The 12,722-nt window shown below is 51.6% G+C and carries 10 protein-coding genes, 1 other RNA gene, 1 pseudogene and 1 riboswitch; of the genes and pseudogenes, 4 read left to right on the top strand and 8 right to left on the bottom strand.

Translation table 11 applies throughout. The features are described 5' to 3' along the window. Nucleotides 1–402, top strand: a pseudogene (locus IE054_RS06585) (transposase); the annotation flags it as partial. 317 nt (nt 403–719) lie between these two features. On the opposite strand, the gene IE054_RS06580 reads toward IE054_RS06585, so the two are convergent. The 5 genes from IE054_RS06580 to tkt all read right to left on the bottom strand — a co-directional run bounded on the left by IE054_RS06580 (nt 720) and on the right by tkt (nt 7,341). After that, nucleotides 720–1,889: a GGDEF domain-containing protein gene (locus IE054_RS06580; protein WP_189404554.1), complete on the bottom strand. Its 1,170-nt coding sequence runs from the start codon at nt 1,887–1,889 to the stop codon at nt 720–722. 204 nt (nt 1,890–2,093) lie between these two features. After that, nucleotides 2,094–2,993, bottom strand: coding sequence for a fructose bisphosphate aldolase (locus IE054_RS06575; protein ID WP_189404552.1), 900 nt, complete (start codon nt 2,991–2,993; stop codon nt 2,094–2,096). 120 nt (nt 2,994–3,113) lie between these two features. Beyond that, nucleotides 3,114–4,289, bottom strand: coding sequence for a phosphoglycerate kinase (locus IE054_RS06570; RefSeq protein WP_189404550.1), 1,176 nt, complete (start codon nt 4,287–4,289; stop codon nt 3,114–3,116). A 30-nt stretch (nt 4,290–4,319) separates the two neighbouring features. Continuing rightward, nucleotides 4,320–5,333, bottom strand: coding sequence for an erythrose-4-phosphate dehydrogenase (gene epd, locus IE054_RS06565; RefSeq protein WP_189404548.1), 1,014 nt, complete (start codon nt 5,331–5,333; stop codon nt 4,320–4,322). Nucleotides 5,334–5,349: 16 nt separating this feature from the next. Next, on the bottom strand, nt 5,350–7,341 hold the full coding sequence (tkt, locus tag IE054_RS06560; RefSeq protein ID WP_189404546.1) for a transketolase: 1,992 nt from the start codon (nt 7,339–7,341) through the stop codon (nt 5,350–5,352). Nucleotides 7,342–7,653: 312 nt separating this feature from the next. Here tkt and metK point away from each other — a divergent pair, with 312 nt between their 5' ends. Together metK and IE054_RS06550 are read left to right on the top strand one after the other, a co-directional pair. Then, nucleotides 7,654–8,802 (top strand): methionine adenosyltransferase, encoded by a 1,149-nt coding sequence (metK, locus tag IE054_RS06555; RefSeq protein WP_189404544.1) that lies wholly within the window; start codon nt 7,654–7,656, stop codon nt 8,800–8,802. 212 nt (nt 8,803–9,014) lie between these two features. Then, nucleotides 9,015–9,530, top strand: coding sequence for a hypothetical protein (locus IE054_RS06550; protein WP_189404542.1), 516 nt, complete (start codon nt 9,015–9,017; stop codon nt 9,528–9,530). A gap of 1 nt (nt 9,531) precedes the next feature. On the opposite strand, the gene IE054_RS06545 is transcribed toward IE054_RS06550, so the two are convergent. The 3 genes from IE054_RS06545 to rnpB all read right to left on the bottom strand — a co-directional run bounded on the left by IE054_RS06545 (nt 9,532) and on the right by rnpB (nt 11,450). Continuing rightward, nucleotides 9,532–10,020, bottom strand: a complete 489-nt coding sequence (locus IE054_RS06545) for a 3'-5' exonuclease family protein (RefSeq protein WP_189404541.1) — start codon at nt 10,018–10,020, stop codon at nt 9,532–9,534. 106 nt (nt 10,021–10,126) lie between these two features. Continuing rightward, nucleotides 10,127–10,972, bottom strand: coding sequence for a transporter substrate-binding domain-containing protein (locus IE054_RS06540; RefSeq protein WP_189404538.1), 846 nt, complete (start codon nt 10,970–10,972; stop codon nt 10,127–10,129). A 132-nt stretch (nt 10,973–11,104) separates the two neighbouring features. After that, nucleotides 11,105–11,450, bottom strand: an RNA gene (rnpB, locus tag IE054_RS06535) — RNase P RNA component class A. Nucleotides 11,451–11,732: 282 nt separating this feature from the next. Here rnpB and IE054_RS06530 point away from each other — a divergent pair. Beyond that, nucleotides 11,733–12,161 carry a DUF4168 domain-containing protein gene (locus IE054_RS06530; protein WP_189404535.1) on the top strand — a complete coding sequence of 143 codons (429 nt, stop codon included), beginning with the start codon at nt 11,733–11,735 and terminating at the stop codon, nt 12,159–12,161. A 393-nt stretch (nt 12,162–12,554) separates the two neighbouring features. Beyond that, nucleotides 12,555–12,667, top strand: a riboswitch (TPP riboswitch). Nucleotides 12,668–12,722: the final 55 nt, after the last annotated feature.

The following is a 12,722-nucleotide window of genomic DNA, read 5'->3' as shown; positions in this document are numbered from 1 at the left end:
TGTATGGCCTATGTCGATTTAAATCCTATACGCGCCGGTATCGCTGATACGCCGGAGGCCTCTGCCCACACCAGTATCTGCCGGCGCATCCGTGCAGCACGCCACGGTCGCCAGCCTGCCAGTCTGTTGCCTTTCAGCGGCCTGGCCGAAGAGCAGACACACGCCCTGCCCTTTCATTTTGAGGATTACCTGACACTACTCGACATGACCGGCCGCATCCCCCACACTGACAAGCCCGGGGTTATCAGACCGGATATTGCGCCTGTGCTGGCCCGCACCGGACTTGATACCGTTTGCTGGCCAGCGCTAGCAAGCAGTATAGAAACACACTTCTCTACTTCGGTGAGTCTGACACTGGCACACCGGCGGTTTGGACGCGAGAACAGGCAGAGTTCTGCGTAAGAATTCCCCCTTTCTTCAACAAACAGCATACAAGCTGTTCATCACACTCAATGGTGCTGATATGCATCGCAAACACCGCCGCCGCTACACTGCTCTCATTCGTTCTGAATAGGGTTTTAAATCCATTTGGCGTATCTTTACGCACACTTAAGCCTGGATCACGCAAGCGTCTGTAATGTGGGTATCTTTTGACCAGCTAAAGGCTGGCTCTTTCTTGATTTTTGGGTGTGGGTGTCTTGAAGGGGGCGGTAACAGTCTTAGTGGTGGGTGTCTTAGTGGTGGGTGTCTTAGTGGTGGGTGTCTTAGTGGTCGTTTGCTTAGGCTGGCTTATTTTCAATGGCTATCACCTGGTTTCTGCCAGTTGCCTTTGCCTTATAAAGCGCTTGATCAGCAAGGTTAAGGCTTTTAAAAATGTCTGCACCGGGAACAATCTCAACAACCCCGAACGATGCGGTTACCGAAACCGATTTACCCTGATGAATCAGTGAATTATCGGTAACGCTTGCCCTTAAGCGCTCAGCCAGCTGAGTTGCACGGTGGATGTCACAATTGCGTAGAACCACCAAAAACTCCTCGCCGCCCATACGCACCAGCATATCGCTTTTTCGCAGCTCGGCTTGTAACACCTGCGTAAAGTGTTGCAATGCTTTATCACCCACTACATGTCCGTGGGTGTCATTAATTGCCTTGAAATGGTCAATGTCACACAGAATGGCTGCCAGCGACTGACGCGAGGCGGCTGCGTTTTCGCTTATTTTAGGGGCCATATTGTAGAAGTAATGACGGTTTCTGGCTTTGGTCAATGCATCGGTATACACCTTTTTATTGAGTCGGTTAACCAAAGACTGCACAACACTGACGGCAAAGCCGACAATAAAAAACAACTGCAATAAGACAACCATTAGCAAACCCATCACGGTTTGCTCGAATTCACTACCTGCAATGAGTGTCAGGTAAACCGGGGCAACCACGGCAATTGTAAACAAAGTGAATGCCAGTACCAGCAGCAATACTTTGTCGCCGACGCTGTCTCGTGACAGCACCAATCGAACACGGTTCATAGCCAGGACGATAGGTACTACACAACTTACCAGCATCAGCATATCCCGAACTGGCTCGCTATCGTAGTAAAACGCAAATACCAGCGTGAGCACTTCCAGCACTACAATGTGCATACTAATCAACCACATTTGCTGGTATCGAAGTGCGTGTCCGTATCTCTTAACAACCGTCACAAAGAGCAGGTAAGCGCTTACTAACAAGAATAGGTTGTAACCCAGCAGATAAATAATCGCATAGTCTGTATGACGCATAGACAGGCATAGCTGTGCTAAACACATGCTCAGCATAAAGCCTCTTGCATAGTGCGCAGCCATTGCTTTGTGTTTTTGTGAGGGGGTGGGCAGCGCACAGGTAAAGATGACGCCAACCAGCGCAATCAGTACCAACAATGCAGCCTGAAATAAAATAAACGCAGAAATACTCACAACGCACTACCTTATATCTGCACATCCTAGCTATAAGAACACTACTTACCTTGTGTAAAAAGCGTTGCAGTGTTGCAGTACATCCCTGTCGATTCTGGGAGGTGTATTGTTGTACAGTATAACCGAAACTGGCTGGCCACGCGCCGCTTATTCAAATGCTGGGCCTGGAAGGAATGAGCAGGCAGCCAAGCCTGCTCAATAAAATCAGGTCAGAGAAGCCTGATAGATACTTTCAATAGCGTGATCCAGGGCATCTTCAAAGTCCTCGTCACTCTGGTCAACAGAAATTCCTTCTGTGAGTGCCCGCGAGAAACTCGCAATCATATCCTGATTTTCACTTAACTTATCGTTGGCGTCTTCACGCGAATAGCCGCCAGACAATGCTACCACTTTCAATACCCGAGGATGATCAATCAGCTCTTTGTAGAAGTTAGCCTGGTTAGGCAATGTCAGTTTCAACATCACTTCCTGACCTTCTTCCAACATATTCAGCTGCGCCAGGATCTCCAGTTTAAGCATCGCCTCTGCTTCTTCCTTCTGCGGACTGTGGATGTCCACTTCAGGTTCAATGATAGGAACCAGACCGGCAGCAATGATTTGCTTGCCAATTTCGAACTGCTGTTCGACAACGGCTTTAATACCCTGCTGGTTGGCCAGTTTTACGACCGAGCGCATTTTGGTACCAAACACATCCTGAGCAACGGCTTTGGCCAGCAATGCTGGTAACTCTGGCATTGGCTTCATAACCTGCACGCCGTCATTTTCATCTGCCAGGCCTTTGTCCACTTTCAGAAACGGCACAACCCGTTTTTTCTGCCACAGGTAATGGGAGGTGGACATACCTTCAACCTCGCGATCAAGGGTATTTTCAAACAGGATAGCGCCTAAGATCCGCTCTCCACTGAACGCATTGCTGGTGATAATGCGCGTACGCATCTGATGAACCAGCTCAAACATTTCTTCATCCGAACTGTAGGCAGACTGATCAATTCCATATAATTTCAATGCTTTAGGCGTACTGCCACCGCTTTGATCCAATGCTGCAATAAAGCCCTTCTGTGTTTTTACTTTATCCAGCATGGCCTGTTGTGCTTGTGATGCCATTTGCAACACTCCTTAAGTGTGCTGCCCGCAGTGGGCAGGTGTAGGGTTTAGAAGTAAGTGCCGGCGCTAGAATTCACTAAGTGCCGGCTAATCCAGATATTGCTGTTTACATTCCGGTTTTTATTTATTTTTATGCTCCAGAATGGCCACCGCGGGCAGCGTTTTACCTTCAAGAAACTCAAGGAACGCGCCACCACCTGTTGAGATATAGGATATCTTATCAGCGATTTGATATTTATCTACTGCTGCAAGCGTATCGCCGCCGCCCGCAATGGAGAACGCATCGCTCTCAGCAATGGCTTCGGACAACGCTTTGGTGCCTGCACTGAACTGCTCAAATTCAAATACCCCAACCGGGCCGTTCCATACAATGGTTCCGGCGCTTTTGAGAATTTCCGCAAGACGGTCAGAGGTGTCCGGTCCGATATCGAAAATCATGTCTTCATCGGCAACATCCTCAACCAGTTTGGTTGTCGCGGGAGTTGCTTCATCAAACGCTTCGCCTACGACCACATCGGTGGGTACTGGTATAAATCCACCGTTTGATTTTGCCTCAGCGATTAACGACTTGGCTTCGTCAATAAGGTCAGCTTCTACCAGTGATTTGCCAACATTGTAGCCCTCTGCGGCTATAAACGTATTTGCAATGCCTCCCCCCACAATCAGTTGATCCACCTTGCCTGCCAGGGTTTTCAGTACGGTTAGCTTGGTAGACACTTTTGAGCCGCCAACAATAGCGACCATGGGGCGCTTGGGATTATCCAGCGCCTTGCCCAGCGCATCAAGTTCAGCCGCAAGCAGCGGACCGGCGCACGCTTCAGGGGCAAACTTTGCCACGCCATGCGTTGAGGCCTGCGCACGGTGAGCCGTACCAAACGCATCCATGACAAAGAGATCACACAGGGCTGCGTACTGTTTTGCCAGCGCTTCGTCGTCATCTTTTTCGCCCTTGTTGAAGCGCACGTTTTCCAGAATAACCAGCTCTCCGGCACTGGCATCGAGCCCGTCAAGATAATCCTTTGCCAGTCGTACCGGCACATCCATGGCATCATTCAGGTAATCCACAACAGGTTGCAAAGACAACGCGTCCTCAGGCTGTCCTTCGGTTGGGCGCCCTAAGTGCGACATCACCATTACCGTTGCGCCCTCATCCAGCGCCGCTTTCAGCGTCGGAATAGATGCCTTGATACGCGCGTCGGAGGTGACCTTACCGTCTTTTACCGGCACGTTCAGATCCTGTCTGATCAACACCCGTTTTCCGTTAAGGGGCAGTTCAGTCATACTTGGAATTGCCATAATGTATCCTTGTCTGTTAAGAATGAAAAATTACGCTTGCGCCTCGTGCATCGCCCACGCTGTATCCAGCATGCGGTTGGCAAAGCCCCATTCGTTGTCACACCACACCAGCGTCTTAACCAGCTGACCATGACTGACCCGTGTTTGCGTACCATCCACAATGGCGGAATGCGAGTCATGATTAAAGTCCACCGACACCAGGGGTTCTTCAGTATAATCAAGAATGCCGCTAAGCCTGCCTAAGCGCGCCTGTTTAAGCGCCTGGTTAACCTCGGCAATGCTTACCCGTGAGTTCAGTGTGACACTGAGATCCATGGCTGTCACATTAATGGTCGGGACTCGCACGGCGATGGCTTCAAACTTCCCGGCGAACTTTGGCAGAATTCGTTCGATACCGGCTGCCAGTCGTGTGTCCACCGGAATGATAGACTGACTGGCGGCACGAGTACGGCGCAAGTCATCGTGATACGCATCGATCACCTGCTGATCATGCATCGATGAATGAATAGTGGTAATGGTACCGCTGTCTACCCCAAACGCCTCATCAAGCACCTGAATGACCGGGACAATACAGTTGGTCGTGCAGGAGCCATTTGAAACCAGGCGATCGGCCTGAGTCAGGGTGTCCTCATTACTGCCGAAAATGATGGTACTGTCCAAATCAGGCGAACCCGGCGCGCTGTATAATACTTTGCCTGCACCGGCATCAAGGTGCGCCTGTCCTGACGCGCGGTCTGTGAAGACGCCAGTGCACTCCAGCACAATATCCACTCCCAGCGTGCCCCAGGGCAGTTGGTGAATATCAGGTTGCGCCAACAGCCGGATAGGTTTACCCGCGACAATCAGTTCGTTGCCGTTTAAAGCAACATCAAACGCAAACCGCCCATGGGCAGTGTCATATTTTAGCAGATGGGCAATCCCTTCCGGTTTGGCGATATCGTTTATCGCCACGACCTCAATATGCCTGTCGCGCGCTGTTTCAAACAGCGCGCGGAGCACATTGCGACCAATCCGGCCAAACCCGTTTATGGCCACTCTCAGCATAGAAGCGCAGTACGTCTTACAGCGACAATGCCGCGTCGACAACGGCCTCTGCGGTAATATTGAAATGCTTAAACAAGTCTGCAGCCGGGGCTGACTCACCGAAGCTGTCCATACCAATGATCGCACCCTGCGTCCCGACATACTTATACCAGCAGTCTTTGGCCAGCGCTTCTACCGCCACGCGCTTAGTAACTGAGGCAGGTAGTACCGCTTCCCGATACGCAGCGTCCTGACGATCAAACACATCGGTAGAGGGCATAGAAACAACCCGCACGGCCTGACCTTTGTCGGTCAGTGTTTGCGCCGCTGATACCGCTAACTGCACTTCAGACCCCGTCGCGATCAGGATAATTTCGGGTGTACCTTCACAGTCTTTGAGGATATAACCACCTTTTTCGACGTTCTTCAGCATCTTATCATCACGTTCCTGCTGCGGCAGGCCCTGACGGGTAAAGATTAGCGTTGAAGGCCCGTCGGTGCGTTGTAAGGACGCTTTCCAGGCCACTGCCGACTCGACCTGGTCACAGGGACGCCAGTTATCCAGATTTGGCGTCGCCCGCAGCGCAACGACCTGTTCCACCGCCTGGTGCGTGGGTCCGTCTTCACCCAGACCGATGGAGTCATGGGTATAAACAAAAATAGCAGGCTGTTTCATCAGCGCCGCCATCCGCACGGCATTGCGCGCATATTCCATAAAGATGAGGAATGTCGCGCCGTAAGCGCGGAAGCCGCCGTGCAATGAAATACCGTTCATCATTGCCGACATTCCGAATTCGCGTACTCCGTAGTACAGGTAGTTACCGCTGGCATCGCCAGGTTCAACCCCTTTACTGCCATCCCAGATAGTCAGATTTGATCCGGCCAAATCTGCAGAGCCGCCCAGCAGTTCAGGCAACATCGGCCCAAACGCATTCAGGGTATTCTGCGAGGCCTTACGGGTCGCAATCGATTCAGGATTCGCCTGCAGTTTTGCGATGATGTCACTGGCCTGCGCGTCAAAATCTGCTGGCAGCTCACCGGCTACACGACGTTTAAACTCTTTGGCGAGCTCCGGGTATGCCTGCTCATAGGCGGCAAACGCTTCATTCCACTGGGCTTCAGATTGCTGGCCTTTTGCTTTCGCATCCCAGCCGGCATACACATCATCCGGCACTTCAAAGGCGCCATGTTCCCAGTTAAGTGCTTTGCGTGTCTCAACAATTTCATCATCACCCAGCGGCGCGCCATGACAGGACTCCTTGCCCTGCTTGTTGGGAGCACCAAAACCAATTACGGTTTTGCAGCAAATTAATGTGGGTGTCTCGGTATTGGCCTGGGCTTTTTCGATGGCCGTGCGTACCTGTTCGGCGTCGTGACCATCCACGCCCTCAATGACCTGCCAGCCATACGCCCGGAACCGCGCTGGCGTGTCATCGGTGAACCAGCCTTCGACTTCACCGTCAATGGAAATGCCATTGTCGTCCCAGAACGCAATCAGCTTGCCCAGCCCCAGAGTGCCGGCCAGAGAACAGGATTCGTGGCTGATCCCTTCCATTAGACAGCCGTCACCTAAAAACGCATAGGTGTGATGATCGACAATTGTGTGACTGTCCCGGTTGAACTGTGCAGCCAGCACTTTTTCGGCAATGGCCATACCTACCGCGTTACTCAGGCCCTGACCTAAAGGCCCTGTGGTGGTTTCCACACCCGGCGTATAGCCATACTCGGGGTGGCCGGGTGTGCGCGAGTGCAGCTGCCGGAACTGTTTAAGCTCATCAACAGGCAAGTCGTACCCGGTCAGGTGCAGCAGCGAATACAGCAGCATTGAGCCATGCCCGTTCGATAAGACAAAACGGTCACGGTTAGCCCAGTTAGGGTTTGCAGGGTTGTGCTGCATAAAGTCACACCACAGTACCTGCGCAATATCAGCCATTCCCATGGGGGCGCCCGGATGCCCGGATTTTGCTTTTTGCACCGCGTCCATACTTAATGCGCGAATGGCGTTGGCGAGTTCACGTCGAGAGGGCATGTTATCTCCTGATAGTTAGTTGTTGCGAAGCAAGGTTTAGCTGCACGTTATCGCACTCAGATTTAGGCAGCCCTTCGCTATAATGGCCGTTATTCTTACCCATGCACTGACTCAGTTCAATGAGTTTTACGGGATTGAGCCGACAGTCGTTGGTTTCAGGCAAGGACCCTGTTATTTTTTCAAATTAATTGTCACAAACTGTCAAGTAAACGTAACAAATAGACTTTTAGACGTCCAGAAGTAAAGACTGGCATTTGCGACTTAAATCCGTACAATAGCGCCCATGACTGGTGCCAATTCGATGGAGACATTATGGCCACGCAACTTTTTACTTCCGAGTCAGTGTCGGAAGGTCATCCGGATAAAATTGCCGACCAAATCTCAGATGCTGTGCTGGATGCAATTTTGCAGCAGGATCCCAAAGCTCGTGTAGCCTGCGAAACCTACGTTAAAACCGGTATGGTGTTAGTGGGCGGAGAGATCACCACATCAGCCTGGGTCGACATTGAAGAACTCACCCGTCAGACCGTCAAAGATATCGGCTACACCCATTCTGACATGGGCTTTGATGCAGATTCCTGCGCCGTGCTTAATGCGATCGGCAAGCAGTCCGCTGACATCAATCAGGGCGTTGACCGTCAACGACCTGAAGAACAAGGTGCCGGTGATCAGGGGCTGATGTTTGGCTATGCCAGCGATGAAACCGATGTACTCATGCCCGCGCCTGTTACTTATGCCCATCGTCTGGTTCAGCAACAGGCCTCGGCACGTAAAACCGGCAAAGTCCCGTTTTTACGCCCTGACGCGAAAAGCCAGGTGACCTTCCGGTACGAAAATGACAAGCCCGTCGGCATCGATGCGGTGGTACTGTCAACGCAACATTGCGACTCCGTCAGTACCGGCGAGGTACGCGACGCGGTCATGGAAGAAATTATTAAACCGGTATTGCCGTCGCACTGGCTTACCAGCAATACCCAGTTTCATATCAACCCTACTGGGCGCTTTGTGATTGGCGGGCCGGTGGGTGACTGCGGTCTGACCGGGCGCAAAATTATTGTCGACACCTATGGCGGTATGGCCCGACATGGTGGTGGTGCGTTTTCCGGCAAAGACCCATCAAAAGTTGATCGTTCAGCGGCTTACGCAGGTCGCTATGTCGCAAAAAACATTGTCGCGGCAGGCCTGGCCAGACGCTGTGAGATCCAGATTTCCTATGCAATTGGCGTGGCAGAGCCCACCTCTATCAGCATTGAGACGTTTGGCACCGGTGAGGTTGACGAGTCTACACTTGTAGCGCTGGTCCGCGAACATTTTGACCTGCGCCCCTTTGGCCTGATTAAAATGCTGGATCTGGAACGTCCAATTTATCGCCCTACCGCTGCCTATGGTCATTTCGGCCGAGACAGCTTTCCATGGGAACAAACGGACAAAGCCGACGCACTGCGCGCATCCGTGCGCTAAACCAATCAGATAACGGTTTTAAGTAGCACAGGGCCGGTAATGACCGGCCCTGTATTTCCCACTGACAGGCAGAACATCAGACACACTTTGCACTTCTTGCAGGTGGTCAAGCCCCCTTACAGTAAATTGCTAAAACGCCTTCAATAAAAGTCGCGATTCGACACGCTTCACCTACACTCTACTATGAAGCACACTCAAAAAAGCACGTAATAATGAATAACCGGCGCTCGCCACTGGCAGGAGTTCTATGGGTCACAATTACACTGTGGTGCCCGGTGTCGCTTGCCAGTCAGAAAAACATTGCTGCCAGTAATACCTATCCCGAAGTGATTTACCAGAGTGCGCCTGAAAGCGTCAGCTTTAAAAGTAAAAAGGTTCCGGCATGGACAGTCTATGTCGAGCAAACCCCATCATCCATCGTACCGCTGCCCACACGTCTGCTACCGGACAACCAGTATCAGGTACAAAGCCTGCGGGTGTCTGCGAGTCGCGCATTACCGTCTACTTTTCCTCAGCATCTGTTTGCCAGTTTTCGTGCAAGCCCGTACAACAGCAATGACTATCTCGACTGGTTACTGATTCCGTCTGAGGCGGGTATGGCCGCCACCATCGGCTGGCGAATTGGTGACCCGAGACGGCTTAACTTTGCCGTTGAAGTCGAACACCGTGAATTAGGCCAGGACACAAACATTACTTCCCTGTTGCTGGGCGTCCACTACTTTTTCTAAGTCATCGAGCGGCGGAATGCACAAAGGTTTGCTGTATGATTTCGGCATCTACACTGGCGCGATGCCGCTCTTCCTGATAACCCTGTTGAATACGCTGCCTGGTCGCACGCCAGTTTTCCATCTGTATTGCAGACAAAACATATTCAAGCGCACTTAATCGGAATGACATCGCGACACCCGCGCAGCTATAAAGTTTAATCAGCCAGGGATGATCCACTACCCAGCCATCCGAATAGGCTTGCTGTGAACCGAGAAAATCGTTCAGCGCCAGACATACGTCTCTTGCATCATTGCCGTTTTCCTGTAAATGGCACCGGCTAATGCCATGCAATGCCTGCGCGCTGTCGTCCCAATGCTGCCAGTGAGGAAACGGCCTGATGAGGCGGCAAAACCGCTCACCATCAGCATTTACTGCACCCACTTCAATGGGATAACTCTGTGCACCAAAGCCACTTGCCTCAATATCAATAATAGGAGGGGGAGACACCAATGGTTGTCACCGTTTGAATAAAGGTTAGGGGAATAGCTTTACGTTACGTGGGCCGCTCACAATGTGCAAGCCCTTAGTCCAGAGGCCGATGCGATGAACAATGGGGTCAGTTCGCCAGGATATCGGCGCAGTTAAGGCTGAAGCCGTGCGCCTGTAAGGCGCTGAGCAGCGGACTGGGCTGCACATGCAACGAAATCACCTGCCTGCCGGAAAGTAGTGCGCAGGCAGACTGAAACAGGCCATGCTCTTTTTGTAAGGCTATCAGTTCACCAGAGTCCTGCAGAATTTGAAGTCCGCGATAGAGCCGTTCATGCAGTTGTTTGTTTTTCTTACTGACGAAGAATACCAGATTATTCGGGTAATAAAGCGCAGGTCCCTCTGCCACTTTCAGATCTTCATGCAATGCCAGCTCGCTCCCCGCCTCCACCGCAGCTCTCGGGAAATAATCCACATACCCTGTGCGAAGCAGAGTGAACGCTAACTGGTATTCGGCTCCTTTGACTTTGTAGCCGTTGGCTTCCATGATGGCTTTGTCAGGCCAGTCATAGCCCTGAATAGCCGTTAATTTTTTAAGCGTCGTCACCGACGTGTCAGGGCCAATCTCATGGTTAGATTCATTCACCACCAGAACACGGTAACTAAACAGTCCACCGAGTAAGGGAAAAGGGATAGGCAGGTAGCGTTCTTCCCGCTTTTGTGTCAGCACACTCCAGGTGACATTGATCGCGTCACGATCAAGCTCACGCAGCTGACGCTCCTGAGTAGCGGGTGTGTCGCGTTTAATGATGAACGTCTCGTTCTGCGTTTCTGCAGAACGTATGAGAGACAGTCGCAATACCTGCTCAATATAGGAATGCAGCGGTGCCTTGCCTTCGACGACGGCAGGCACCGTAATGATCAGTGGTTCATCTTCGTCACCACTGGCTGCGACAGAGCCGCACAGCAACAGCATTACACTCCCTGTTAATGCAGCGCAAAAATACTTCAGGTAGAAACGCATTGCTTACCAAAAGGCTACACCGTGCTCTTATCCTAAAACGCAACGCAGGATTGTCAATCGGTATATTTTTGGCTGGGGCTGGAAAAGTGGAGCTGGCCATAAGCCGGGTTCTGTCGTGGGCAACCATTCCTCTAGGTCAGCAATCACTCACTGACTCAAGCAACCTACCCGATCCCCATGCGGGCCGCACGTACTGGGATCCTATTTGGTCTTGCTCCGGGTGGAGTTTACCGTGCCACACCCTGTTACCAGGGGCGCGGTGCGCTCTTACCGCACCCTTTCACCCTTACCGGCGCTTGCGCGCTTAGGCGGTTTACTCTCTGCTGCACTGGTCGTCGGCTCGCGCCGCCCAGACGTTATCTGGCACCCTGCCCTGTGGAGCCCGGACTTTCCTCCCCTTAAAAAAAGCGGCGGTTGCCTGGCCAACTCCGGGGCGCATTCTACCTGATGTCAGCATAGTGTGCGACGGCAATCTGCGCTTTGGGTTTTAAAAAGGAGGCAAACCTGTCACCATGCGGCGCACAACCGTCGGGAATATATGCATGAAAACAGGCTGATGCACAGTGTGATCGACTGTTTTAAAAAAGTGCGAACTTTTTAAACACACTGTTGCCCGACGTAGTTCAGGTTTACAAATCGGTAGTGTGCGCTGTGGATATTTTTTCATGCTCGCCCTGACCGACGACATTTCTACAACGCTGAGGAGTTCCTTATGAAGCTTGTAAAAACATCACTACTAAGTGCAATCCTTGCCACCGGTCTGGTCTCAGGCGCAGCAATTGCGCAGGAGAAAAGCACCAACAAATCACAGGCTCCTGCTATGAAACAGCAGCAGGCCCCGCAGATTGAGGTAAGCGAAAAACAGGTAGACGACTTTGTCGATGCCTATGTTGCTGTGCAGACCATCGGTCAGCAGTACAAAGCCAAGATCCAGGGCGCGGGTGACAAAGCCAAGGCCCAAGAGTTACAGCAACAAGCCCGTGGTGAAATGAAAAGTGCCATCACCGACACAGGCCTTGACCTTGACGAATACAAGCAAATTGCAATGGCGGCAAATCAGGACGAGTCATTGCGCAACCGCATTTCTACAGCTATCAACGAAGTCGTGCAGGCGAAGCGCGCCGAGCAAACCGGTAGCTAATTAGTTATGTTGCTGCGGGCGCGGCCCGCAGCACACCCTGACAACCTGGTGTGTGAAAGTAATGACTTTGATTTAGTCACGTTAAGCTGTCGGGTATGACCAGCAACGACTCTTTTGCAACAAACGTAGTAAGAAGTGAGAGTAATCTTTATTCTTGCACAGATATTTCCCCTTAAATAGCCTCATTCTCACGCAGATCCGGTCTGCTCTAGTCAAGCTCGTTCGTAACCCGATGAGGAAAGTAACGCTTTCAGTAATGTGCGCTAATTAACGCGTAAAAACATCTCAGATCAATGGGTTAAGCAAAGCAATGGAAATTTCGCTGGCTTATTATCCGACGACTGTTCACCCCGCCCCCTTGCGTAAGTAACATTATTTTGTTTGACTAAATAAAGAATCTTGTCGGAGTGCCTCGCTTCTTATCGAAGCAGGCTGAGACCGCATTTGCGGGATCCGTTGAACCTGATCAGGCTAATACCTGCGAAGGGAACAAGAGAGTCCACGTGCATATCCTGTCCCGGATAGCGCGAGAGCTCTGTTCAACACTCCTGACAAGCAACT

Source organism: Alteromonas halophila, from assembly GCF_014651815.1.
Taxonomy (GTDB): Bacteria; Pseudomonadota; Gammaproteobacteria; order Enterobacterales; family Alteromonadaceae; genus Alteromonas; species Alteromonas halophila.
The sequence above is the reverse complement of the archived record's forward strand: the minus strand, read 5'-3'. Positions and strand labels throughout refer to the sequence as shown.